This window comes from Enterovirga aerilata, assembly GCF_013044135.1.
Taxonomy (GTDB): Bacteria; Pseudomonadota; Alphaproteobacteria; order Rhizobiales; family Beijerinckiaceae; genus Enterovirga; species Enterovirga aerilata.
This window is the reverse complement of sequence record NZ_JABEPP010000001.1, coordinates 774188-797844: the sequence shown is the minus strand read 5'-3', so window position 1 is coordinate 797844 and position 23657 is coordinate 774188. Positions and strand designations below refer to the sequence as shown.

Sequence of the window (23657 nt, the reverse complement as noted above, 5' to 3'; positions counted from 1 at the left end):
ACGCAGCCGCCCTCCGGAAGGAGAAATGCGATGCGGGGGCATGGATGACGCTTTCACCATCCCCTTGCGGGGGCGAGCGGCAGGCTGCGTCGGCCTCGCGCGACCGCATACGTCAGGCGATCGGACTCGGCAACCGAGTGCGCCATGTCCGGTCACGCCCGTCCGACCGACCCGTGCCGGGCCGGGGAAGGACGGCGCGTGCCCGCCCGCTCCCCGGCTTCCGCGGCTCGGGCCCCGAAGCTCGGCCGTTCATCTCGCCTTCATCACCCTGACCAAAACGTCACGTGCCGCTCATGCGGGCGTAAACGCACCTGCGGCCTGATGGATGGGACCCGACGGCCGTCTTGGCCGTTATCGGGGGCTCAAGGGAGAAACGGATGAGCTTCAATCTCAAGATGATCGGCGCGGCCGCGCTCGTGGCCGGCGGCATGGGCCTCGCCTCGGCGGCCAGCGCCGCTCCGGCCGCCCCCGCCGCCGATCTTGCCGGGTCGGGCCTGATCGAGCGCGTCGCCCAGGGCTGCGGCCCCGGCTTCGCCCGCGGCCCCGGCGGCTACTGCCGTCCGATGCGCCGCGGCTATTACGGCCCGGGCCCGGGCTTCCGCGGCCCCGGCTGGGGCCCGCGCCGCTGCTGGGTGCGGCATACCCCGTGGGGCCCGCGCCGCGTCTGCCGCTGAGGCCCTGACGGGAGTGCCGGCCCGCCGGCACTCCCGCTCGTTTCAGGCCGAAACAGGGGTGCAACACCCCCGAAATCGGGACGGGCTACCTCCGGCGCCCGAGGCGCGCCCCGCGCGCTCCGAGCGGAGACACCGTCCATGCCCCAGGCCATCCAGACGCTGCTGAGCCATCGCGCCCTCGCCTTGGCGGCGCGTATCATCCTCACCTTCCCGTTCTGGGGAAGCGGGCTCGACAAGCTGATCAACTTCTCCGCCGGCGTCGCCGACATGCGCCAGTTCGGGCTGGAGCCCGCGATCCTCTTCAACGTCGCGGTCCTTGTCACCCAGCTCGTCGGAGCAGGCCTCATCATCGCCGGCCGCCACGTCTGGCTGGGCGCCGGCGCTCTCGGCATATTCACGGCCTTGACCATCCCGATCGTGCACCATTTCTGGACGATGCAGGGCCCGGCGGCACTGCACGCCTTCCACACGGCGGCCGAGCATATCGGCATGATCGGCGGGCTGATCACGGTTTCGATCCTCTCCGCCCGCACCCGCCCCGCCGCGACCGGGATCGCGATGCCGCAGGTGGTGCCGGCCCGCTGAGCCGGCGAGCCCGGGCGCTTGGTCGTCGCGGCAAGCTGGGATAGGCGATGGGCCGACCGGCGCGCCCCGTCCCGCCCAGAGAGCCCGATGCCCGATTTCGCCGTCCAGGTCGTCCCGGTGACGCCTTTCCAGCAGAACTGCTCCATCGCCTGGTCGCAGGCGACCCGGCGGGGCGTCGTGATCGATCCGGGCGGCGATCTCGACGTGATCCGCCAGGCGGTCGACCGGGCGGGCGTGACCCTGGAGGCGATCCTCCTGACGCACGGCCATATCGACCATGCGGGCGCGGCCGCCGAACTCAGGGACGAGATCGGGGTCGAGATCGTGGGTCCGCACGAGGGTGATGCGCCGCTCCTCGCCCGGCTCGAGCTGCAGGGCCGGCAATACGGCCTCGACGGGGTCCGCAACGTGGCGCCGGACCGCTTCCTGGCGGACGGCGACACGATCGAGATCGCGGGCGTGACCTTCGACGTGCTGCATTGCCCGGGCCACTCGCCGGGCAGCGTCGTCTTCTTCGCGCCGAGCCTGCGCTTCGCCTTCATGGGCGACGTCCTGTTCCGCGGCTCGGTCGGCCGCACCGACCTGCCGGGCGGGAGCCACGAGACCCTGCTCCGCTCCATCCGGGAGAAGATCCTGCCGCTCGGCGACGACGTGTCCTTCCTGCCGGGCCACGGGCCCGGCTCGACCGTGGGGGAGGAACGGCTGACCAACCCGTTCCTCCGCTAGCGGGTGCGGCGGCGCGGCCCGAGCGGCCGACCTGCGATGATGCCGTGATGGGCGGCCGCATCGCCTTCGTGGTCGCAGACGCCCCCGTTCCGGCGGCTCTCCTGCGGGCCGCGGCGGAACTCGGGCTCGCGGCGGACGCGATCGAGACCGTCCCGCCCGGCCTGAACCCACTCGCCTCCGGCTATGCGGCCGGGCAGATCGCGGCGGCCCTGAAGGCCGCCGGGCCGGACCTCGTCCACTGCATCGGGCTGCGGGCGAGCCTGGTCGGCGGCGCCGCCTGCCTGCTGGCCGGGATCGACAGGCGCGTCTTCGGGATCGGGGGAGCCGGCGATTGGCTCCCGCACCCGCGGCTTGCCGGGCGGGCGGCCCGGCGGGGCGCCGCGTTCCTGCTCGGCCGCGTCCTCCGCAGCCCCCGGACGCGCTACCTGTTCGGGACGGAGGGCGGCGCGCGGGCGCTGCGCTTCGACCCGCGCGACGGCGCCGTGGCGATAATCCGTCTATCCGGGGTGGATGCCGAGGGGCTGCGGCCCCCGCCGATGCCTGCGGCGCCGCCGCTGCGGGTCGCGGTCGCCGGTCCGCTGCTCCGGGCCATGGCGGTCGACGTCGCGGTCGAAGCGGTCCGGATCGCCCGGGAGGGCGGCCTAGACGTGGAGCTCACGCTGGTCGGAGGAGAGGCCGGCGCGCCGCCGCAGGCCCTCCGGCCGGAGACGCTGCGGGGCTGGGCCGCGCAGCCTGGGATCAGGTGGCAGCCGGTGGCGCCGGAGCCGGCGACGCTCTGGGCGGAGCACCATCTCGCCTGCATGCCCTCCCGGGCGGGCGAGGGCGTGCCCGACATGCTGCTCGAGGCGGCGGCCTGCGGCCGGCCGCTCGTCGCGACCGACATCCCGGGCCGCCGCGACTTCATCACGGACGACCAGGAGGGCCTTCTGGTGGCGCCGGACGATCCGGCCGCGCTGGCCGCGGCTTTCCGGCGTTTCGCGGAGGATCCCGTCCTCCTGCCGCGCATGGGCGCGGCCTCCCGGGCGCGGGTGCTCCACGGCTGGACCGAGCGGGACGCAGCCGAGCGCGCGAAGGCGCTCTACCGCGCCATGCTGGCCGGGGCTCCCGCGTGACCCGGATCGTGGACAGGGCGGCGTTCATCCGGAGCGAGACCCGGCTGCTGCCGGTGCCGCATGCCCCGGAGATTCGCCTCCATGTCGCGGAGGAGGCGACGGCGCTGTGGCAGAAGACCGAGGAGGAACTCGGCGAGATGGGGCTTCCGCCTCCCTTCTGGGCCTTCGCCTGGGCCGGCGGGCAGGCGCTCGCGCGCTACATCCTCGACAATCCGAGCCTCGTGCGGGGACGGAGGGTGCTGGACGTCGCCTCGGGTTCGGGCCTCGTCGCGATCGCGGCCGCCATGGCCGGGGCGCGGGAGGTCGAGGCGGCCGATATCGACGCGTTCGCGGCCGCGGCGATCGCGATCAACGCCGAGGCGAACGGGGTCGGCGTAAGGCCGCGCCTCGCCGACCTCGTCGGCACGGACGAGGGCTGGGAGGTCGTGCTGACGGGCGACGCCTTCTACGAGCGGGACATGTCCGACCGCATCTGGCCCTGGCTTTCCGCTCTGGAGCAGCGCGGCGCGACCGTGCTCATCGGAGATCCGGGCCGCTCCTATCTGCCGAAGGACAAGATCGAGCAGATCGCGCAGTACCGCGTCAGGGTCACGCGCGAGCTGGAGGACACGGAGATCAAGCTGTCCCGGGTCTGGCGCATCCGCCGGAGATAGCGCCTGGCGCCTTACGGTTTCCCGCGACGGCCGCGACGGCCTTGATCATCGCCGCGCCGGCGGCTCGGCTTGCGCTCGTGGACATGCCCGTCCGCCGGTGTAAACTCCCACCTCGCATAAGCGCGTTGGCGGCGGGGCATCGAACCTGAAGCGCCGCAAGACCTTGCCCAGCTCTATCGGGCCATTCGAACCGTACCGATCGGAGAATGCCCATGGTCGCGATCGCATCGCGGCACGAGGCGCGCTGGTTGCTCGGCGCCGCCTTCGCCGCTCTCCTCTCCTCCACGGCTCTGGCCCAGCATGACGGCCATGCCCACCAGGCGCTCGGCAGGGTGCATTTCCCGGTCACCTGCTCGGCCGAGGCGCAGCCCCTCTTTGACGAGGGCATGAAGCTGCAGCATTCCTTCTGGTACCAGGCCGCCGCCGACAAGTTCCGGGCGGTGCTGGCCCGCGACCCGTCCTGCGTCATGGCGCATTGGGGCTACGCCATGGCCCAGCTCAACAACCCGTTCAGCCCGCCCACTCCTCGCAACCTGGCCGAGGGCCTGAAGGCGCTCGAACAGGCCATGACGATCGGCGCCAGGACCGAGCGCGAGCGCGGCTACCTGGAGGCGCTGCTCGTCTTCTACCGAGACCACGACACGAAGGACCACCGGACGCGGGTCGCCGCCTACGAGAAGGCCATGGAGGGCCTGGCGGCGCGATTCCCGGACGATCCGGAGGCGCGGATCTTCTATGCGCTTGCGCTCAACGTCGCGGCCTCGCCGACGGACAAGACCTACGCCAAGCCGCTCAAGGCGGCCGAGATCCTGGAGGCCGAATGGACGCGGCAGCCGGAGCATCCCGGCGTCGCGCATTACCTGGTCCATACCTACGACTTCCCGTCCCTCGCCGAGCGGGGTCTCACGGCGGCCGAGCGCTACGCCGAAATCGCGCCCGACGCGCCGCATGCGCTCCACATGCCGTCCCACATCTTCACCCGGGTGGGCCGCTGGGAGCAGTCCGTCGCCATGAATGCGCGTTCGGCCGAGGCCGCCCGCAAGGACGCTTCGCCGAGCGACGAGCTCCATGCCTACGACTACATGGTCTATGCTCAGCTCCAGCTCGGGCAGGTCGAGGCGGCGCGGCGCATCATCGAGAGCGCCGCTCGCTACGCCGTGCTGCCCTCCTCGGCCCGCAACAGCGCCTATTTCGGGCTCGCGGCCATGCCGGCCCGGTTCGTGATGGAACGGGGGGCCTGGGACGAAGCGGCGGCGCTGACGCCGCGGAAATCGAGCTTCCCCTATACGGAGGCCCTCACCCACTTCGCCCGCGCGGTCGCCTTCGCGCGCGCCGGGAAGCCCGAGGAGGCGGGGGCCGACATCGCCGCGCTGAAGGCCATCGCGGAAGGCCTGCGCGGCAGGGATGGCTACTGGGCCGAGCAGGTGGACATCCAGCGCGAGACGGCGGAGGCCTGGGCGGAGTTCGCGCGCGGCCGCCGCGAGGCTGCGCTCGACGGGCTCCGGCAGGCGGCCGACCGCGAGAGCCGGACGGAGAAGCACGTCATCACGCCGGGTCCCCTCGCGCCGGCGCGCGAGCTCCTGGCGGAAATGCTGCTGGAGCTGGATCGTCCGGCGGACGCGTTCCGCGAGTTCCTCGCCGTGCAGAAGACCGAGCCGAACCGCTTCCGGGCGGTCTATGGTGCGGCGCGCGCGGCGGAACTCGCAGGCGATCCCGAGAACGCGAAGCGCTACTATATGCAGCTCACGCATCTCGCCGCAAAGGCCGACACGGGGCGCCCGGAGATCGAGGCGGCGAAGCGCTACCTCGCCAATTGACGGCGCGAACGGGCGAGGCCGCAGCCAGGCTGCCGCCCGTCACGCTCTCCGGATCCGCCAGGCGAGGCCGCCCTGCCGGCCGAACAGGATGGAGACGGCGTAGATCACGCCGGCCGTGAGCACGATCGCCGGGCCGGGCGGCAGGTCGCGGTGATAGGCGAGAAGCAGGCCGGCATAGCTCGACAGGGCCGCCGCCCCGACCGCGACCGGCAGGAGGCCGGACAACGTCGCCGCCCAGAAGCGGGCGATGACGGCCGGCAGGAGCATGATCCCGACCGCGAGCAGCGTCCCGAGCGCCTGGAAACCGCCGACGAGGTTCAGCACCACGACGGCCAGGAACGAGAGATGCGTGACCGTGCTCGCCCTACCCGAGAGGCGCAGGAAGAGCGGATCGACGCATTCGATGACGAGCGGCCGGTAGGCGAGCGCGAGCCAGACGAGCGTCGTGGCGGAGATCGCGCCGATGAGGACGAGCGCGGCGTCGTCGAGGGCCAGGACCGTGCCGAACAGGATGTGGAGGAGATCGATGCTCGAGCCCCTGAGCGAGACCAGGAGCACGCCGAGCGCGATCGAGACGAGGTAGAAGGCCGCGAGGCTGGCATCCTCCTTCAGGAGAGTCGCCCGGGTGACGACCCCGGACAGCAGCGCCACCGCGAGCCCGGCTGCGAGCCCGCCGATCGTCATGGCCGGGAGCGAGAGCCCGCTCACCAGGAAGCCGATCGCCGCACCCGGCAGGATGGCGTGGCTCATCGCATCGCTCATCAGGCTCATGCGCCGGAGCGTCAGGAAGACGCCGATCGGGGGGGCGCTGAGCGAGAGCGCGAGGCAGCCCATGAGGGCCCGCCGCATGAACGCAAACTCGATGAAGGGGCCCAGGAGGAATTCGGTCACGTCGCGCCCAGGGCCGCGAGCGCCGCATCGGCGGCCGGATCGGCGGGCGGCGCGAGCTCGCGCCCGTTCGCCCGCGCAAGGTTCCCGGCCGTCAGCACCGCGGCCGTGTCGCCCCAGGCGATCACGCGCCCCGCGACCAGGAGCGCGCGCGGGAAGGCCGCCCGCACCTGCGCAAGGTCGTGCAGCGCCGCGACCACCGTGCGCCCCTGCTCCCGCCAGAGCCCGACGATGCCGAGGAGATCGGCCTCGGTCGCGGCATCGATCCCCGTGAAGGGCTCGTCGAGCAGGATCAGCGGCGCATCCTGCAGGAGGGTGCGGGCGAAGAGCAGGCGCTGCATCTGCCCGCCGGAGAGCGCGCCGATGAGGCTGCCCTCCAGCGCGGCGAGGCCGACGCGGGCGAGCGCGTCGGCAACTTCGGCGCGGTGCTCCGGCCGATAGCGGCCGAAGGCGCCGAGCCGGCGCCACAGGCCGGTCGCCGCGAATTCGATCGCCGTGATCGGAAAGCTCCGGTCGATCTCGGGCTGCTGCGGCAGATAGGCGAGGTCCCGCACCCGCAGCCCGTGCAGGTCAACATCGCCGGAGAGCCGCGCGGCCTCCCCGACGATCCCCTTGAGCAGGGTCGATTTGCCGGCGCCGTTCGGCCCGACGAGGGCCAGGACCTCGCCGCGCATGACCGCACCGTCAACGCCCTGAATGGCCGGGCGGCCACCATAGCCGAAGGAGGCGGCCCGAAACGTCAGCGCAGGCGCGGTGCCTCCGGCCGCCGACGAGGTCATGCCCGGTTCAGGCGAGCGCCCAAGCGACACCGAGGAACGCCGCGCCGGACAGGAGGACCGAGATGGCGAGGCGCTCGCCCGCTCCGAGCAGCATCAGGGAGGCGGCGGCGTGGCTCCGCCGGTCGGAACGGGATCGTGTCGTGGGGTTCACCGGGTCACCAGGATCGGGGCTGCGGAGCAGCAGTGTTAGGATATAACATACACGACCCGGAACCGGCCGTCAGCACCCCCTGTGGACGGGCGCGGCCTTCCGTCCGATGGGGTGGCCCTGGCGGGCCATGGGCTGTAATATTGTAACCGGGACAGGACCGGATCGGCTCCATGGGCAAGGAACAGCCGCCGCCCGCGGGCGCGCATCATCACCACCCGCACGGACCGCAGGACGCGGCGGAGCTCGTCGCGCATGCCGAGCGGGTCTGCCGCGACAGGGGCCTTCAGTTCACGCCGCTGCGCCGGCGCGTCTTCGAGGCGCTGTCCGCGAGCGCGGCCCCGCTCGGGGCCTACGATCTCGTCGAGCAGCTCGGGCGGGAGCGGCGCATCTCGCCGATCTCGGTCTATCGCGCGCTGGAATTCCTGATGGAGGCGGGGCTGATCCACCGGATCGCCGTGCGCAACACATATCTGCCCTGCCACCACGAGCACGGAGCCGGGGAGACGACGGTGTTCCTCGTCTGCACGGTATGCGGCAATGTCGACGAGCTCGCCTCGTCGGAGATCGCCCGCGACCTTGCCGGCACGGCCGCGCAAGTCGGATTCAGGCCGCTCAGCCGTGCGGTCGAGCTGGAGGGCGAGTGCCAAGCCTGCCGGGAGAGCGCGTGATTCGAAAAGCCCGGCCGCCTTCCGGCGGCCGGGCTCCTACCAGACAGGCCCGTGAGCCCGGCCCCGCTTAGTACGGATCGTAGTAGTCGTAATCCGGCCCGTAATGGCCGTAGGCGCCGTAGGGCCGGTCGTAATAGTAGTCGCGCCGCTGCTGGGCCGCGATCGCGCCGCCGATCAGCGCACCCGCGACGCCCACGGCGGCAGCCGCTGCCGCCGCATCGCGCCCGCGATGGCTGCGGTAATGCCCGTGGCGGCGCCCGCGATGCTGCGTGTACTCGGCGTTCGGCACGGAGGCGGCGAGTGCATCCGCATCCGGGAGAGCGGGCTTCGCCTGCGCGCCCGGCGACATGGCCATCAGGCCCGCACCCAGCGTCGCCGCGGCCATGACAGATATGACCTTGTTCATGTCCGTCGTCCCTGAGATTTCACCAGCTCCGAAGCACAACCCGCAAGGGTGGCGGAAGGTTTCCGGCTCGGATAGACGCGAAACGCGACGGTTAAGCTTGGCGAGCTGACGTTCTACATTCACCAACGATCTTGGAGGATGGGGCTGCAACGCCGCTTTGTTCCTGATCGGTCGCTGCCCATACGTCGCGGGGTGTCGTCCGCAAGGGGAGTGACCGCGCCCGTTCCGGCCCGAGATTAGAGCTTGGCTGGCGCGCCGCGGCGTGCTTGGTTCTCGGCCGACACGCTGACACCCTCCCCGACATGCCCTACCGCGTCGCCCTCGGCGGCTTCCTGCACGAGACCAACACGTTTGCGCCTTCCAGGGCGGGCATGGAGGCTTTCGAGCAGGGCGGCGGCTGGCCGGTCCTGACGCGCGGCGAGGGCGTGTTCGAGGCCGTCCGCAACGTGAATGTGGGTGCGTCGGGCTTCATCGAGGAAGGACGGCGCCGCGGCTGGACGCTGCTCCCGTCCCTCTGGTGCGCCGCGAGCCCGTCGGCCCATGTGACGCGCGAGGCCTTTGAGCGGATCGCGGGCGATCTCGTCGAGCGGATTCGGGCGGCGCTGCCGGTCGATGCGGTCTATCTCGACCTCCACGGCGCCATGGTGGCCGAGCATGTCGACGACGGGGAAGGCGAGGTGCTGCGCCGCGTGCGCCTCGCGATCGGACCGGACGTGCCGCTGGTCGCGAGCCTCGATCTGCACGGCAACGTGACCCCGCTGATGGTGGAGAGCGCGGATGCGCTCATCGCGTACCGCACGTATCCGCACGTCGACATGGCGGAGACCGGACGGCGCTCGGCCGAATACCTCGCGGACATCATCGGGACGGCACGGCGGCATGCCAAGGCCTTCCGGCAGATCCCGTATCTCATTCCGATCGCCTGGCAGGCGACCGCCATGGAGCCGTGCCGGACCATCTACGGTCGGCTTGCCGCCCTCGAGAGCGAGGCCGTGCCGACCCTGTCCTTCCTGCCGGGATTTCCGGCCGCCGACTTCCCGGATTGCGGCCCGTCGGTCGTCGCCTACGGGGCGAGCCAGGCGGAGGCGGACAGGGCGGCCGACGAGATCGCCGCGCTGGTGATGGCGAGCGAGGAGGCGTTCCGCGGCCGCGTCTACACGCCGGACGAGGGCGTGCGCGAGGCGATGCGCATCGCGGAGACCGCGACCCGCCCCGTCGTGATCTCGGACACCCAGGACAACCCGGGCGCCGGCGGCGATTCGGACACGATGGGGATGGTGCACGCGCTTGTCCGCAACCAGGCGCGCCGCGCCGCGGTCGGCCTCATCGTCGATCCGGCGGCAGCCTCCGCCGCCCATGCGGCAGGAACAGGCGCGACGATCCGGGTCGCACTCGGCGCCAAGTCGCGCGTTCCGGGCGATGCGCCGCTCGAAGCGGAGTTCGCGGTCGAGGCGCTGTCCGACGGCAACTTCGTCGCGCCCGGCCCCTTCTATGGCGGCGCCCGCATGAAGCTCGGGCCCTGCGCGTGCCTGCGGATCGGCGATGTCCGCATCGCGGTCGCGTCGCGCAAGGCGCAGATGGCGGATCAGGCCATGTACCGGCAGGTCGGAATCGAGCCGACCGCACAGGCGATCCTCGTGAACAAGAGCTCGGTGCATTTCCGTGCCGATTTCGAACCCGTCGCGGAGACGATCCTCGTCTGCGCCGCGCCCGGCCCGATGCCGGTTGATCCAGCCGCCCTCCCCTGGACGCGCCTGCGCCCCGGCATGCGTATGTCCCCGCTCGGCCCGGTCTTCGCGGGCGCCTGACCTTCGAACACGACGGAGAGTGACATGGGCGCGATGCCCGCCATCCAGGATTTCACCGAGGACCTCGTCGCCATCCGGCGCGACCTGCACGCCCATCCGGAGATCGGCTTCGAGGAGGTCCGCACCTCCGAGGTCGTGGCCGGGAAGCTCGCCTCCTGGGGCATCGAGGTGCATCGCGGTATCGGCCGGACGGGCGTGGTCGGGATCCTGCACGGCACCGGCGGGCCGGGCCGCCGCATCGGGCTGCGCGCCGACATGGACGCGCTTCCGATCGAGGAGCTGACGAACCTGCCTTGGCGCTCGACCGTCCCGGGGAAGATGCATGCCTGCGGGCATGACGGGCACACGACGATGCTGCTCGGCGCGGCTCGCTACCTAGCCGAGAACCGCGGCTTCAAGGGCACGGCCGTGTTCGTGTTCCAGCCGGCCGAGGAAGGTCTCGGGGGCGCCCGCGCGATGCTGGCGGACAGGCTCTTCGAGCGCTTCCCCTGCGACGAGATCTACGGCCTCCACAACTCGCCCTATCTCGAGCCGGGGCAGATCGCCGTGTGGCCGGGACAGGCGATGGCCGGCGCCGACTTCTTCGACATCAGGATCACCGGCGCGGGCAGCCACGGCGCCATGCCGCATGTCGGACGCGACCCGATCGTGGCCGCGACCGCCCTCGCCCAGGCGCTCCAGACGATCGTGTCCCGCAACACCGACCCCCTGCAGGCCGCGGTTGTGTCCATCACGCAGATCCATGCCGGCTCCGCCTACAACGTGATACCGGAGGAGGCGGCGCTCGCCGGAACGATCAGGACCTTCTCGCGGGAGGTCGCCGCTCTCGTTCACGAGCGCATGCGCACCATCGCGCAGGGCGTCGCGCTCTCGTTCGGCATGGAGGTCGCGGTCGACATCCGGCCGATCTTCGACGTGCTGGTCAACACGAAAGCCGAGGCGGAGGCGCTGGCGGATGCCGCGCGCGACATCGTCGGCGCCGAGAACGTGCTGACCGACCCGAAACCGATGATGGGATCGGAGGATTTCGCCGACATGCTGCGCGCCGTGCCGGGCGCCTATGCCTTCGTGGGCCATACCGGCCGGGTGCCCCTGCACAATCCGGCCTTCGTGCTGGGCGAGGAGATCCTGCCGCTCGGCGCGAGCCTGCTCGCGCGGGTGGTCGAGAAGCGCCTCGCGGCGTGAGCGTCGCCCTGAACGGTTTTGCCCTCCTCAACCTCATCATCCTGAGGTGCGGAGCGCAGCGGAGCCTCGAAGCACGCAGGAGCACCTCCTTGTCATCCCCGGCCGGAGCGGCGCAGCCGCGGAGGGGAAGGGGATCCAAGCGTCTCGCGCCGGAGCCTTGCCGACCTGGATCCCCTTCCCGGCCCTTCCGGCCGCCGGGGATGACAGGAATAAATGTCAAGCGCGAAGTCGCGCCATCCGAGAACGCCCAGCCATGAACCCCGCTGCCCTCCCCTTCGATACCGACGCCATGCTCGCCGGCCTCAAGCGCTGGGTAGAGGCCGAGAGCCCGACCTTCGACATCCTGGCGGTCAACCGCATGATGGACATCGCATCCGCAGATCTCGCGGCGGCGGGCGCGAGGATCGAGCGCATCCCCGGACCGCCGGGCCTCGGTGATTGCGTCCGCGCCGAGTTCCCGCATCCGCGGAGCGGCGAGCCCGGCATCCTGCTGATGTCGCATCTCGACACGGTCCATCCGGTCGGCACGCTGGAGAAGCTCCCGTTCCGGCGCGAGAACGGGCGCTGCTACGGCCCGGGCATCCTCGACATGAAGGGCGGCGCCTACGCGTCGCTCGAGGCCGTGGTCCAGCTCGCCCGCGCGGGTATCGAGACGCCCCTTCCCATCTCGGTGCTGCTGACGAGCGACGAGGAGATCGGCAGTCCCGGCACGCGCGACCTCATCATGAGCGAGGCGCGTCAGCATCGCTACGTGCTCGTGCCCGAGCCCGGGAAGCCCGGCAACGGCGTCGTCACCGGCCGCTATGCCATCGCCCGCTTCAACCTCCTCGCGGAAGGCCGGCCGAGCCATGCCGGGGCGGCGCTCAAGGAGGGCCGCTCGGCGATCAACGCGATGGCGCGCCAGCTCCTCGCCATCGAGGCGATGACGGACGAGGACTGCACCTTTTCGGTCGGCGTCATCGAGGGCGGGCGCTGGGTCAACTGCGTGCCGACGACCTGCCGCGCCGAGGCGCTGTCCATGGCCAAGCGCCAGGCCGACCTCGACCGCGGCGTCGAACGCATGCTTGCGCTCTCCGTCCGCAATCCGGACGGTACGCGCTTCACGGTCACCCGCGGCGTGACCCGCCCCGTCTGGGAGCCGGACGAGGAGACGATGGCGGTCTACGAGGTGGCGAAGGGGGTGGCGCGCGATCTCGGCTTCGACCTGCCGCACGGCTCGGCGGGCGGGGGCTCGGATGCCAATTTCACCGGCGCTGCCGGCATTCCCTCGCTCGACGGGCTGGGCCTTCTCGGCGCCGGGTACCACACGCTGGAAGAGCATATCGAGGTGGAGAGCCTGGCTGAGCGCAGCCGCCTCATCGCCGGCCTCCTCCACCGGCTGACCTGATGCGCCGGCCCGCCTTCGGCCGCGACGGCCGCCTCGTCCCGCCCGCCGGGCTGGAGCCGCCCGAATTGCTGCGGGACGACGGCGTCACGCTGCAGCGGCGGCTGCGCGGCGGCGAAATCTCGTCCGTCGAGCTCGCGACCGCCTGCCTCGACCGGATCGAGGCGCTGAACCCCACCTACAACGCGGTCGTGTCGCTGCGCCCGCGCGCGGACATCCTCGCCGAGGCGCGGGAGGCGGACGAGCGGCGGGCATCCGGCGGCACGGTCAGCGCGCTGCACGGCCTGCCGATCGCCATCAAGGATCTCGCCGCGACGGCGGGGCTCAGAACCACCTGGGGCTCGCCTCTCTTCTCGGACCATGTCCCGGCCGAGGACGACCTCCACGTTGGGCGCATCCGGCAGGCCGGCGCCATCATCGTCGGCAAGACGAACGTGCCCGAATACGGGCTCGGCTCGCACACCTACAACCCGGTCTTCGGACCGACCCGCAACGCCTACCTGCCCGAGCTCAGCGCCGGCGGCTCGAGCGGCGGCGCCGCGGTCGCGCTCGCCCTTGCCATGCTGCCCGTGGCTGACGGCTCCGATTTCGGCGGCTCGCTGCGCAATCCCGGCGCCTGGAACAACGTCTTCGGCTTCCGGCCGTCCCAGGGCCGCGTCCCGACAGTGCCGGCGCAGGACCCGTTCTACGCCCAGCTCGCGACGAACGGTCCGATGGGGAGGAGCGTCGCCGATCTCGCGGCGATGCTGACCGTGATGGCGGGCTACGATCCCCGCGCCCCGCTCTCGCTTGCGACCGAGCCGGAGCCCTTCGAGGCCGGACTTGCGCCCAAGGAGGCGCCCCGTATCGCGTGGCTGGCCGATCTCGACGGCAGGCTGCCCTTCGAGCCCGGCATCCTCGATCTCTGCCAGGCCGCGCTCCGCGATCTGGAGCCGGCAGGCTGGCAGATCGAGCCCGTCTCCGTACCGTTTCCCTGGGCCGACCTCTGGGAAAGCTTCGTCACGCTCCGGCACTGGGCCATGAGCAGCCGCTACGGCGAGGTCTATGCCGATCTCGCCAAGCGGGCTCTCCTCAAGCCCGAGATGACCTGGGAGATCGAGGGCGGATTCCGGCTCGGCTCCGAGGACATCTCGGCCGCCGCGAGAACCCGGGCGAAATTCTACCAGGTCGCCCTGAAGCTCTTCGAGCGCTTCGACGCCCTCGCACTGCCGACCGCCCAGGTCTTCCCCTTCCCGATCGACTGGCGCTGGCCCCAGGAGGTCGCGGGCGTGCCGATGGACAGCTATCATCGCTGGATGGAGGTGGTCGTGATCGGCACGCTCTCGGGCTGCCCGGTGGTCAACGTCCCGGCCGGCTTCGACGAGCGGGGCAGGCCGATGGGCATTCAGCTCGTGGGACGCCCGCGCGCCGATCGCGAACTCCTCGCGATCGCGGCGGCCTACGAGCGGGATGCTGCACGCGCTGGCGATTGACACGGGGCGGCACGCCGCGTGCATTCTCCTTTCATAAGAACCGCGCAAGGGGCGCGACAGCGGAGGTGGGAATGAGTTTCGCGTGGAGAATGGCGGCGTTCGCGGCGGCGGCGCTGGCCGGAACGTCCGTGGCCCAGGCCCAGACGACGCTCAAGGCCGTGATGCATTCCGACGTGAAGATCCTGGATCCGATCTGGACCACGGCCTACATCGTCCGCAACCACGGCTACATGATCTACGACACGCTCTTCGCGCTGGACGAGAAGGGCGAGGTCAAGCCGCAGATGGTCGACACCTACACGGAGTCGCCCGACAAGCTCACCTACACGTTCAAGCTGCGCGACGGCCTGCTCTGGCATGACGAGAAGCCCGTCACGGCCGAGGATTGCGTTGCCTCCATCAAGCGCTGGTCGGCGCGCGACCCGCTCGGCCAGAAGGTCATGAGCTTCGTCGACACCATCTCGGCGAGCGACGACAAGACCTTCACGATCAAGCTGAAATCGCCCACGGGCCTGCTCCTCTTCGCGCTCGGCAAGCCGTCCTCGAACGTGCCCTTCATGATGCCCAAGCGCGTCGCGGAGACCGACCCCAACACGCAGATCTCGGACTTCACCGGCTCCGGCCCGTTCAAGTTCAAGCAGGACGAGTGGAAGCCGGGCGACAAGATCGTCTACGTCAAGTTCGACAAGTACAAGCCGCGCTCGGAGCCGGCCTCAGGCCTCGCCGGCGGCAAGGTCGTCAAGCTCGACCGCGTCGAATGGCTCGCGATCTCCGACCACCAGCAGGCCGCGAACGCCCTTCTGGGGGGCGAGATCGACTACTACGAGCAGCCGCCGCACGATCTCATCCCGCTGCTCAAGAGCGACAAGTCGATCAAGCTGGTCGACTACAACCCGCTCGGTCTGCAATACACACTCCGCCCGAACCACCTGCTGCCGCCCTTCAACAATCCGAAGATCAGGCAGGCGATGTTCTACGCGCTGAACCAGAAGGACTTCCTGGACGCGACGATCGGAAACCCGGACTATTACAAGGTCTGCAAGGCGATCTTCGTCTGCGGCACCGCGCTCGCGACCGAGAAGGGCATGGAGAACCTGCTCGAGTCGAACTTCAAGAGGTCGCAGGAGCTGCTCAAGGAGGCGGGCTACGACGGCACGCCGGTCGTGCTCCTGCACTCGACCGACCTGCAGGTGCTGACGAACCTCGCGCCCGTCGCCAAGCAGCTCCTCGAGAAGGGCGGGTTCAAGGTCGACATGCAGTCCTCCGACTGGCAGACGGTCGTCTCCCGCCGCACCCGCAAGGACCCGGTCGACAAGGGCGGCTGGAACCTGATGCTGACCTCCTGGGTCTCGGCCGACATCCTGAACCCGGTGATGACCGGCTTCATCAACGCGTCCTGCGACAAGGCGGCCTTCGGCTGGCCGTGCGACGCCGAGATGGAGAAGTTGCGCGACGATTTCGCGCGCGAGACCGATCCCGCCAAGCAGAAGGAGATCGTCGAGAAGGTGCAGCTGCGCCAGCGCGAGGTGGTGACCCATATCCATCTCGGCCAGTACTACGTGCCGATCGGGACGCGCGGGAACATCTCGGGCATCCTGACCGCCGCGGCACCCGTCTTCTGGAACATCGAGAAGAAGTGACCGAAGGTCATCCCCGGCGGCCGCGCAGCGGCCGGGAAGGGGATCTCGAGGTCGAGTTCGTGCGACTGGATCCCCTTCCCCTTCGCTTCGCTCCGGCCGGGGATGACACCCTGCTGCCCTGCCGAGGTGCTGCCTGATGCTCGGCTACATCCTGCGCCGCCTCCTCGCGACCATCCCGGTCCTCCTGATCGTGGCGGTGCTCGTCTTCCTGATGCTGCGGCTGACGCCGGGGGACCCCGCGGCCGTCATCGCGGGCGACAACGCCACCTCAGAGCAGATCGCGATGATCCGCTCCCGGCTCGGGCTCGACCAGCCGATCCTGACCCAGTTCCTGATCTGGAGCGGCAATCTGCTCAGCGGCAATTTCGGCGAAAGCTTCTTCTTCAAGAAGACCGTCGCCGAGCTGATCGTCGGGCGCCTCGAGCCGACGGTCTCGCTCGCGCTGACGACGATCGTGATCGCGGTGCTCGTGGCCGTGCCGCTGGGCGTGCTCGCCGCCTACAAGCACGGCACCTGGATCGACCGGGTCGTGATGGGGTTCTCGGTCCTCGGCTTCTCCGTCCCGGTCTTCGTGATCGGCTATGCGCTCATCTACGTCTTCGCGATCACGCTGAACTGGCTGCCGATCCAGGGCTATCAATCGATCTCGGGCGGGTTCCGGGGCTTCCTCCAGCGCCTGATCCTGCCTTCGCTGACGCTGTCGGTGATCTATATCGCGCTCATCGCCCGCATGACCCGCGCGAGCGTGCTCGAGGTGCTGGGCGAGGACTACATCCGCACCGCGCGCGCCAAGGGGCAGGTCGAGCGGAAGATCCTGTTCCGCCACGCGCTGAAGAACGCGGCCGTGCCGATCGTCACCGTGATCGGCATCGGGGTGGCGCTCCTCATCGGCGGCGTGGTCGTGACGGAGAGCGTCTTCTCCATCCCGGGTCTTGGCCGCCTCACCGTGGATGCGGTTCTCGCCCGCGACTACCCGACCATCCAGGCCGTGATCCTGCTCTTCTCGGTCGTCTACATCGCGATCAATCTCTGCGTGGATCTCGCCTATACGCTGTTCGACCCGAGGATCCGCTATTGAGCGCCAAGCCCGCGATCCTCGCGCCCGCGACACCCTCGCCGACCCTGGCGCCCGGCTTCGCGGTCTGGCGCAGGCTGTTCCGGCAGCCCTCCGTCCTGATCGGCGGCGGCGTGCTGCTGGTCATGCTCTTCATCGCGATGCTGGCGCCGGCGCTCGGAACGATCGACCCGAGCGCCATCAACCCGGCCTTCCGCAACCGCGTGCCGGGGGTCGAGCGCACGATCCGGCAGGACGACGGCTCGTCCGCGACCTTCCGACACCGGATGGGTACCGACTCGCTCGGGCGGGACGTCTATAGCCGCGTCATCTACGGGGCGCGGGTGTCGCTCATCATCGGCGTCTCGGTCGCGGCGATCTCGCTCGCCATCGGCCTCGTGCTGGGTCTCGTCGCCGGCTACGTGCGCTGGCTCGACGGGGCCATCATGCGGCTCATGGACGGCCTGATGGCGATCCCGGCCATCCTGCTCGCCATCGCGGTCGTCTCGCTGTTCCGGGCCGGGCTCGGCGCCGTCATCGTCGCGATCACGGTGCCGGAGATCCCCCGCGTCGTCCGCCTCGTGCGCTCGATCGTCCTCTCCGTCCGTGAGGAGCCCTATGTCGAGGCCGCCATCATGGCCGGCACGCCGACCCCGAAACTGATGGTGCGTCACATCCTGCCGAACACGGTCGCGCCCCTGATCGTGCAGGGCACATTCATATGTGCCTCGGCGATGCTCGTGGAGGCGATCCTCTCCTTCCTCGGCATCGGCATCCCGCCCGAGACGCCGACCTGGGGGAACATCATGGCGGAGGGCCGCAACCTCTTCCGCATCTATCCGCACAACATCCTCTATCCGGGCATCTTCCTCGCGCTCACCGTGCTCGCGGTGAACATGCTGGGCGACGGACTGCGCGACACGCTCGACCCGAAGATGGCGGGGCGGTGATGGAGAGCGCAAAGCCCGTTCTCGAGGTGAAGAACCTCACGGTCGCGCTGCCGGTAGGCGGCGACCGGCGCCACGCCGTGGAGGGCGTATCCCTGACCGTGAACACGGGCGAGATCGTCTGCATCGTCGGCGAATCCGGCTCGGGCAAGTCGGTCACGGCCTTCTCGGTCATGGGCCTGCTGCCGAAGGTGCTGAAGCCCTCCGCAGGCCAAATCCTGCTCGAGGGCGAGAACGTCCTCGAAGCCTCGCCGCAGCGGCTGCGGGACCTGCGCGGCACGCGCATGGCCATGATCTTCCAGGAGCCGATGACGGCCCTGAACCCGGTCCTCACGATCGGCGACCAGATCGACGAGGTCCTGCGCATCCACACCGATCTCGGCGCGGCGGAACGCCGGACCAGGGTGCTCGGCATCATGGAGGCGATGCGGCTGCCTGACCCGGAGCGCATCTACGCCTCCTATCCGCACCAGCTCTCGGGCGGCCAGCGCCAGCGCATCATGATCGCGGCCGCGCTCGTGCTCGACCCCGCGCTCCTCATCGCGGACGAGCCGACGACCGCCCTCGACGTCACCACCCAGGCGCAGATTCTCAAGCTGATCAAGGAGCTGCAGAGCCGCCGCGGCACGGGCGTCCTCTTCATAACGCACGATTTCGGCGTTGTCGCAGAGATCGCGGACCGGGTCGTCGTGATGGAAGGCGGACACGTCGTCGAGGAGGGCCCGGCCGAAGAGGTCCTGACCCGTCCGAAACACGCCTATACACGCATGCTGATCGGCGCCGTCCCGAGCCTGAAGCCGAAGGGCCGGCCCGAGCCGACCGGCCCGGTCGCGCTGGAGGGGATCGGGCTCGGCAAGACCTATGGCGAGCGACGCTTCTTCTCCAGGCCCCGCATCGTGAAGGCGGCCGCGGCCGTGAACCTCAAGGTCAGGCGCGGCGAGACGCTCGGCATCGTGGGCGAATCCGGCTCGGGCAAGACGACGGTGGCGCGCTGCATCGCGCGGCTCATCGAGCCGACGGAGGGCGCGATCCTGGTGTCAAATGCCGATATCGCAAAGCTGCGCGAGCGGCAGCTCCGGCCCTATCGCCGGCGCATCCAGGTGGTATTCCAGGATCCGTACCGGTCTCTGAACCCGCGCCGCACGGTCGGCGCCTCCATCGTCGAGGGGCCGATGAATTACGGCCTCCCGGCAGCCGACGCGACCGCACGGGCGCGCGAGATCATGAAGCTCGTCGGCCTCCAGCCCGACGCGCTGTCGCGCTACCCGCACCAGTTCTCCGGCGGGCAGCGGCAGCGCATCGCCATCGCCCGAGCCCTCGCCATGGAGCCCGACGTGCTGATCGCGGACGAGGCGGTTTCGGCGCTCGACGTCTCCGTACAGAAGCAGGTGCTGGACCTGCTCGACGACGTGCAGAAGCGGTTCCAGCTCGCCATCCTGTTCATCACGCACGACCTGCGGGTCGCCGCACAGATCTGCGACCGCATCATGGTCATGGAGAAGGGCGTCGTGGTGGAGGAAGGCCGCACGAGCGAGGTCTTCGCCTCGCCCAGCCACCCCTATACGCGGGCGCTGCTCGATGCGGCGCCGGGCCGCGATTTCGCCTTCGCGGCCTGAGCATCGAACTTGGGCGCGAGCCAGAGCTCGCGCAGTTCGGCCACGCCCCACAGAAGGAGGGCCGGCAGCGCCAGCAGGATGTCCCGCACCCGGAAGGCGAGCGACATGGCGATCCCGGTCGGCTCGTCGAGCCCGAGCGCGACGCCGGCCACGACGAAGCCGACCTCCTGCACCCCCGCGCCCCAGGGCACGACGAAGAGCACGCCGCGCGCCGCATGGACGAGCGCGGCGAGCGCCAGCGAGCCGAGCGGGGAGAGCGGCGCCTCGAGCGCCCAGGCCGCGTACCAGATCTGGAGCGCCGACAGCATCCAGGCGGCGAAATGGATCAGGATTCCGGCGAGGAGGCGCGGTCGGTCCTGCCAGAGCGCCGCGACGGTGCGGCCCGCCTCGGCCCCGAGGCCCCACTCGGCGAGACCGAAATGATGCTCCACACGGGCGACAAAACGCACGACCGCCTTGCGGATGCGCCCGATTCGGAAAACCAGATAGGCCACGACAAGGGGCAGCACGGATGCGACGGCGATGCCGATCGCGTGATCCAGCTCCGCCCAGCCGAGCACGCCAACAAGCGCCACAACCCCCGCGAGGGTAAAGAGGATCTGCGCCACGATCTCCGTGGCCAGATCGATCACGCCGCTCCCGGCCGCATTGCCGGCCCGCGCGCCGAACAGGGTCAGCGCGCGGATGCCGGCGACCTCGCCCATGCCCGGGATGATCGCCAACACGCTCGACGCCCCATCCCGGACGAAGCGCGCTGCCGTGCAGGCGACGAGACTCGCCCCGATGGTGAAGACCCACCAGGCCAGCCCGCAGAGCAGGACCGAACCCACCTGCATCGCACAGAGCCACAGAAGTTCGGTTCCACCGAGGCGGCTCAGCACCTCCGCTACGGCGTCCATTCCCGCATGTGCGGCGATTCCGACCGCAAGCGTGAGCCCGGCCACCAGCGCGAGCGAAAGCTGCGTCCGCCGGTTCAGCATCGCCGCGACGCCTGTCCCCTCGACTTCACTCGCCCTCCTCTCCGGCACCGTTGACGCCTGTCCCGGAGCCTCATAGGCCGGGGCCGGCCATTCCGCGACCCCGGCGCGGATCTCGGCACAGCGTCCGGCGGCGAGGACCCGGGCCACCCCGCCAGTTTTCCGGGCTGAAGCGTGAGGGCGAGGACCGTGCGGGATGGACTGAGCCGCGTCGCGCTGACGCTTGCGGTGCTGCTGCTCGCGGCCTTCGTGGCCGAACCCTATGTCGCGCGCTTCCTCTATACGCAGGAGGCGCCGCGCGTCGTGACCCCGCGCGACGACCTGACGGCGAGCGAGCGCAGCACGATCGAGCTGTTCGAGCGCGCCTCGCCCTCCGTCGTCCACGTCTTCGCCGTGTCGCGGGCGAACCGGAACCTCCTCACAGGCGAGGAGGGCGGCGGGCAGCAGACCGGCACGGGCTTCGTCTGGGACGCGGCGGGACACATCGTAACCAACAACCACGTCGTCCAGAATGCCGGCCCGATAGCCGTTCGCCTCGCCTCGGGCGAGATCGCCTCCGCCTCCATCGTGGGCACGGCGCCGAACTACGACTTGGCGGTCCTCCGTCTCGGCCGCCTGCGCGAGCCGCCGCCGCCCATCGCGATCGGGGCGTCGCGAGACCTCAAGGTGGGCCAGTCGGCCTTCGCGATCGGGAACCCCTTCGGGCTCGATCAGACGCTCACGACCGGCGTCATCAGCGCGCTGCAGCGCCGGCTTCCGACCGGCCAGGGCCGCGAGCTCGCCGACGTCATCCAGACGGACGCGGCGATCAATCCCGGGAATTCCGGCGGCCCGCTCCTCGATTCGGCCGGCCGGGTGATCGGCGTGAACACGGCGATCTTCTCGCCGTCCGGCGCCTCCGCCGGGATCGGCTTCGCGATCCCGATCGATGTCGTGAACCGCGTCGTGCCGGAGCTGATCCGGAACGGCCGCATGCCGCAGCCGGGCATCGGCATCATCGCTGGCGCCGAGGCGGTCACCGCCCGGCTCGGGATCCCGGGTGTCGTGGTGGTCCGCACCATTCCGGGCTCGCCCGCCCAGCGCGCCGGCATCCGGGGCATCGATCCCGTCACGGGCGAGCTCGGCGACGTCATCGTCGGGGTGAACGGCCGCGCCGTCTCGCGGCTCTCCGACCTTCTGGACGAGCTCGAGCGGGCCGGGATCGGCCAGGCGATCGAGATCGAGCTCCTGCGCGACGGGCAGACCGAACGGCTCAGGGTGGAGATCGCCGATCTCGGCTCGTCGCGGCGGTAAGCCGGCGCGCGTCGGGGAAGCCCGGTCGGAGAAGATCGTTCCGCAGAACCGAGGGGAAGCAGCGCCATCCTTCTCCGCCAGCGGCCCGTCTTTGAAAGCCGGTGTCCTTGCCGACCTGCTGCAGTGCAGCGATACTGTCGCGCCTCGAAGGCAGTCAGGTTCCCCCATGAATCGTCGCGAAGTGTTGGCAGGGATCGGGGCGGCCGCGCTCAGCGCCGCCTCCGCCAGGGAGGCGCTCGCCCAATCGCCCCGACGCGGCGGCGTGCTGACAGTGCAGCTCAGCGGCGAGCAGCGCGTCCTCAACCCGGCGATCCGCGCCTCCACGGGCGTCTACATCATCACGTCGAAGATCATGGAGGCGCTGGTCGATCTCGATGCCCAGGGCAAGCCGGCCCCGGTTCTCGCCACGAGCTGGGAGGCAGCTCCGGACGGCAAGACCTTCACGTTCAGGCTGCGCGAAGGCGTGGCCTGGCATGACGGCAAGCCCTTCACCTCCGCGGACGTGCAGTACACGGCCATGGAGATGTGGAAGAAGTACCTGAACTACGGCACCCAGCTTCAGCAATATCTGGAAGCTGTCGACACGCCGGACCCGCACACGGCCGTGTTCAGGTATTCCCGCCCGATGCCGGCCGACCTCCTCCTGCGCGCGCTCTGCGACCTCGGCTACATCGCGCCGAGGCACGTCTTCGAAGGGACGAACATTCTCGAGAATCCGGCCAACACGGCGCCGATCGGCACCGGACCGTTCAAGTTCGTGCAATACGAGCGCGGCCAGTTCGTGATCGCGGAACGCAACCCGGACTACTGGCGCAAGGGCTTCCCCTATCTCGACCGGATCGTGTGGCGCTTCATCACGGACAAGGCGGCAGCGACCGCCGCGCTCGAGACCGGGCAGGTCCAGACCTCCGAGTACAACGCGCTCGCGCTCGCTGACCTCGACCGGCTGAAGAGCGACCCGCGCTTCACGGTCTCCAGCCGGGGCCTTGAGGCGAACGCCTTCAACAACACGCTGGAGTTCAACTGCCGGCGCAAGGAGCTGGCGGACGTGCGCGTCCGCCGCGCCATCGCGCATGCCATCGACGTGCCGTTCTTCATCGAGAACTTCATCTACGGCGAGGGCAAGCCCGCAACCGGGCCGATCCCGTCCTCCTCGACGGCGTTCTATCCCGGCGGCAAGCCGCCCTACGAATTCGACGTGAAGCGCTCGAACGCGCTTCTCGACGAAGCCGGCTACAAGCGCGGCGCCGGCGGCATCCGCTTCTCCCTGAAGCTCGTGCCGATCCAGAACGGCGAAGACGTGCCGCTGCTCGCCACCTTCATCCAGCAATCGCTGCAGAATGTCGGGATCCGGGTCGAGATCGTGAACCTGGATAATGCTGGCGCCCTCGCCACGGTCTATCGCGACTGGAATTTCGACTTGGCCACGGGCTGGCACCAGTATCGGGGCGACCCGGCGGTCTCGACGACCGTGTGGTACCGTTCGGGCTCCCCGAAGGGCGCGCCCTGGACGAACCAGTACGGCTGGCAGTCCGCCGTCGTGGACAAGCTCGTGGACGATGCGGCAACCGAGCTCGACCCCGCCAGGCGGAAGGCGCTCTATGCCGATTGGGTGAAGGCCGTGAACGACGAGATCCCGGTCTGGATGCTGACGGAGCGGACCTTCCTGGCAGCGACCTCGAAGAAGGTGAAGAACGACCACAACTACCCGCGCTGGGGCTCGGGCGACTGGCACGACACCTGGATCGAGGCTTGAGGGAGACACGAAACGGCCCCGGGGCGAACCCGTGAGCCAGCGGCTCTTCCCTCGCCCTGACGCCTG

22 protein-coding genes are annotated in these 23657 nt (G+C 70.2%); 17 read left to right on the top strand and 5 right to left on the bottom strand.

Features of this window, described 5'->3' with window-relative positions:
- Positions 1-377 precede the first annotated feature (377 nt).
- From HJG44_RS03965 to HJG44_RS03940, 6 genes are all read left to right on the top strand, one after another.
- Positions 378-674 carry a GCG_CRPN prefix-to-repeats domain-containing protein gene (locus HJG44_RS03965; protein WP_171217004.1) on the top strand — a complete coding sequence of 99 codons (297 nt, stop codon included), beginning with the start codon at positions 378-380 and terminating at the stop codon, positions 672-674.
- A 138-nt stretch (positions 675-812) separates the two neighbouring features.
- On the top strand, positions 813-1259 hold the full coding sequence (locus HJG44_RS03960; protein ID WP_171217003.1) for a DoxX family protein: 447 nt from the start codon (positions 813-815) through the stop codon (positions 1257-1259).
- An 87-nt stretch (positions 1260-1346) separates the two neighbouring features.
- Positions 1347-1985: an MBL fold metallo-hydrolase gene (locus tag HJG44_RS03955; protein ID WP_171217002.1), complete on the top strand. Its 639-nt coding sequence runs from the start codon at positions 1347-1349 to the stop codon at positions 1983-1985.
- A gap of 47 nt (positions 1986-2032) precedes the next feature.
- The gene (locus tag HJG44_RS23510; protein ID WP_171217001.1) at positions 2033-3097 is read left to right on the top strand and encodes a glycosyltransferase; all 1065 of its coding nucleotides are present in this window, start codon (positions 2033-2035) and stop codon (positions 3095-3097) included.
- On the top strand, positions 3094-3750 hold the full coding sequence (locus HJG44_RS03945; RefSeq protein WP_171217000.1) for a 50S ribosomal protein L11 methyltransferase: 657 nt from the start codon (positions 3094-3096) through the stop codon (positions 3748-3750). The genes HJG44_RS23510 and HJG44_RS03945 overlap by 4 nt, the downstream gene beginning before the upstream one ends.
- A 212-nt stretch (positions 3751-3962) precedes the next feature.
- Entirely contained in the window at positions 3963-5567 is a 1605-nt protein-coding gene (locus HJG44_RS03940) for a tetratricopeptide repeat protein (protein WP_171216999.1), read from the top strand.
- Positions 5568-5606: 39 nt separating this feature from the next.
- On the opposite strand, the gene HJG44_RS03935 is transcribed toward HJG44_RS03940, so the two are convergent.
- The 3 genes from HJG44_RS03935 to HJG44_RS03925 are packed head-to-tail and all read right to left on the bottom strand — an operon-like array spanning position 5607 to position 7385.
- Positions 5607-6416, bottom strand: a complete 810-nt coding sequence (locus tag HJG44_RS03935) for a metal ABC transporter permease (RefSeq protein WP_171217302.1) — start codon at positions 6414-6416, stop codon at positions 5607-5609.
- A 38-nt stretch (positions 6417-6454) separates the two neighbouring features.
- On the bottom strand, positions 6455-7234 hold the full coding sequence (locus HJG44_RS03930; RefSeq protein ID WP_171216998.1) for a metal ABC transporter ATP-binding protein: 780 nt from the start codon (positions 7232-7234) through the stop codon (positions 6455-6457).
- A gap of 7 nt (positions 7235-7241) precedes the next feature.
- The gene (locus HJG44_RS03925; RefSeq protein ID WP_171216997.1) at positions 7242-7385 is read right to left on the bottom strand and encodes a hypothetical protein; all 144 of its coding nucleotides are present in this window, start codon (positions 7383-7385) and stop codon (positions 7242-7244) included.
- 170 nt (positions 7386-7555) lie between these two features.
- Here HJG44_RS03925 and HJG44_RS03920 point away from each other — a divergent pair, with 170 nt between their 5' ends.
- A complete protein-coding gene (locus HJG44_RS03920) occupies positions 7556-8053 on the top strand; it encodes a Fur family transcriptional regulator (RefSeq protein WP_171216996.1) in 498 nt (165 codons plus the stop codon).
- Between the two features lie 67 nt (positions 8054-8120).
- On the opposite strand, the gene HJG44_RS03915 is transcribed toward HJG44_RS03920, so the two are convergent.
- Positions 8121-8459, bottom strand: coding sequence for a hypothetical protein (locus tag HJG44_RS03915; RefSeq protein WP_171216995.1), 339 nt, complete (start codon positions 8457-8459; stop codon positions 8121-8123).
- Positions 8460-8761: 302 nt separating this feature from the next.
- On the opposite strand from HJG44_RS03915, the gene HJG44_RS03910 reads away from it, so the two are divergent.
- From HJG44_RS03910 to HJG44_RS03875, 8 genes are all read left to right on the top strand, one after another.
- On the top strand, positions 8762-10267 hold the full coding sequence (locus HJG44_RS03910) for a M81 family metallopeptidase (protein WP_171216994.1): 1506 nt from the start codon (positions 8762-8764) through the stop codon (positions 10265-10267).
- A 24-nt stretch (positions 10268-10291) separates the two neighbouring features.
- Positions 10292-11452, top strand: a complete 1161-nt coding sequence (locus tag HJG44_RS03905) for a M20 aminoacylase family protein (RefSeq protein WP_171216993.1) — start codon at positions 10292-10294, stop codon at positions 11450-11452.
- Positions 11453-11705: 253 nt separating this feature from the next.
- A complete protein-coding gene (locus tag HJG44_RS03900; protein WP_171216992.1) occupies positions 11706-12839 on the top strand; it encodes a M20/M25/M40 family metallo-hydrolase in 1134 nt (377 codons plus the stop codon).
- Positions 12839-14308: an amidase gene (locus HJG44_RS03895; protein ID WP_171216991.1), complete on the top strand. Its 1470-nt coding sequence runs from the start codon at positions 12839-12841 to the stop codon at positions 14306-14308. Before HJG44_RS03900 ends, HJG44_RS03895 begins: the two co-directional genes overlap by 1 nt.
- A 71-nt stretch (positions 14309-14379) precedes the next feature.
- Entirely contained in the window at positions 14380-15948 is a 1569-nt protein-coding gene (locus HJG44_RS03890; protein ID WP_171216990.1) for an ABC transporter substrate-binding protein, read from the top strand.
- Between the two features lie 136 nt (positions 15949-16084).
- Positions 16085-17026 carry an ABC transporter permease gene (locus HJG44_RS03885; RefSeq protein ID WP_171216989.1) on the top strand — a complete coding sequence of 314 codons (942 nt, stop codon included), beginning with the start codon at positions 16085-16087 and terminating at the stop codon, positions 17024-17026.
- 44 nt (positions 17027-17070) lie between these two features.
- Positions 17071-17952, top strand: coding sequence for an ABC transporter permease (locus HJG44_RS03880; RefSeq protein ID WP_246736065.1), 882 nt, complete (start codon positions 17071-17073; stop codon positions 17950-17952).
- Entirely contained in the window at positions 17952-19565 is a 1614-nt protein-coding gene (locus HJG44_RS03875; RefSeq protein WP_171216988.1) for an ABC transporter ATP-binding protein, read from the top strand. The genes HJG44_RS03880 and HJG44_RS03875 overlap by 1 nt, the downstream gene beginning before the upstream one ends.
- On the opposite strand, the gene HJG44_RS03870 is transcribed toward HJG44_RS03875, so the two are convergent.
- A complete protein-coding gene (locus tag HJG44_RS03870; RefSeq protein WP_171216987.1) occupies positions 19508-20692 on the bottom strand; it encodes a lysylphosphatidylglycerol synthase domain-containing protein in 1185 nt (394 codons plus the stop codon). The genes HJG44_RS03875 and HJG44_RS03870 overlap by 58 nt on opposite strands.
- 39 nt (positions 20693-20731) lie before the next feature.
- Between HJG44_RS03870 and HJG44_RS03865 the strand changes: the two genes are divergently transcribed.
- The gene (locus HJG44_RS03865) at positions 20732-21835 is read left to right on the top strand and encodes a trypsin-like peptidase domain-containing protein (protein ID WP_171216986.1); all 1104 of its coding nucleotides are present in this window, start codon (positions 20732-20734) and stop codon (positions 21833-21835) included.
- Between the two features lie 166 nt (positions 21836-22001).
- A complete protein-coding gene (locus HJG44_RS03860) occupies positions 22002-23591 on the top strand; it encodes an ABC transporter substrate-binding protein (RefSeq protein WP_171216985.1) in 1590 nt (529 codons plus the stop codon).
- The last annotated feature ends 66 nt before the right edge of the window (positions 23592-23657 follow it).

Coding starts and splice junctions, on each gene's coding strand:
- HJG44_RS03965 (WP_171217004.1), top strand. CDS start 378: ATGAGCTTCAATCTCAAGATGATCGGCGCGGCCGCGCTCGTGGCCGGC.
- HJG44_RS03960 (WP_171217003.1), top strand. CDS start 813: ATGCCCCAGGCCATCCAGACGCTGCTGAGCCATCGCGCCCTCGCCTTG.
- HJG44_RS03955 (WP_171217002.1), top strand. CDS start 1,347: ATGCCCGATTTCGCCGTCCAGGTCGTCCCGGTGACGCCTTTCCAGCAG.
- HJG44_RS23510 (WP_171217001.1), top strand. CDS start 2,033: ATGGGCGGCCGCATCGCCTTCGTGGTCGCAGACGCCCCCGTTCCGGCG.
- HJG44_RS03940 (WP_171216999.1), top strand. CDS start 3,963: ATGGTCGCGATCGCATCGCGGCACGAGGCGCGCTGGTTGCTCGGCGCC.
- HJG44_RS03935 (WP_171217302.1), bottom strand. CDS start 6,416: ATGCGGCGGGCCCTCATGGGCTGCCTCGCGCTCTCGCTCAGCGCCCCC.
- HJG44_RS03930 (WP_171216998.1), bottom strand. CDS start 7,234: ATGACCTCGTCGGCGGCCGGAGGCACCGCGCCTGCGCTGACGTTTCGG.
- HJG44_RS03920 (WP_171216996.1), top strand. CDS start 7,556: ATGGGCAAGGAACAGCCGCCGCCCGCGGGCGCGCATCATCACCACCCG.
- HJG44_RS03915 (WP_171216995.1), bottom strand. CDS start 8,459: ATGAACAAGGTCATATCTGTCATGGCCGCGGCGACGCTGGGTGCGGGC.
- HJG44_RS03910 (WP_171216994.1), top strand. CDS start 8,762: ATGCCCTACCGCGTCGCCCTCGGCGGCTTCCTGCACGAGACCAACACG.
- HJG44_RS03905 (WP_171216993.1), top strand. CDS start 10,292: ATGGGCGCGATGCCCGCCATCCAGGATTTCACCGAGGACCTCGTCGCC.
- HJG44_RS03900 (WP_171216992.1), top strand. CDS start 11,706: ATGAACCCCGCTGCCCTCCCCTTCGATACCGACGCCATGCTCGCCGGC.
- HJG44_RS03895 (WP_171216991.1), top strand. CDS start 12,839: ATGCGCCGGCCCGCCTTCGGCCGCGACGGCCGCCTCGTCCCGCCCGCC.
- HJG44_RS03890 (WP_171216990.1), top strand. CDS start 14,380: ATGAGTTTCGCGTGGAGAATGGCGGCGTTCGCGGCGGCGGCGCTGGCC.
- HJG44_RS03885 (WP_171216989.1), top strand. CDS start 16,085: ATGCTCGGCTACATCCTGCGCCGCCTCCTCGCGACCATCCCGGTCCTC.
- HJG44_RS03875 (WP_171216988.1), top strand. CDS start 17,952: ATGGAGAGCGCAAAGCCCGTTCTCGAGGTGAAGAACCTCACGGTCGCG.
- HJG44_RS03860 (WP_171216985.1), top strand. CDS start 22,002: ATGAATCGTCGCGAAGTGTTGGCAGGGATCGGGGCGGCCGCGCTCAGC.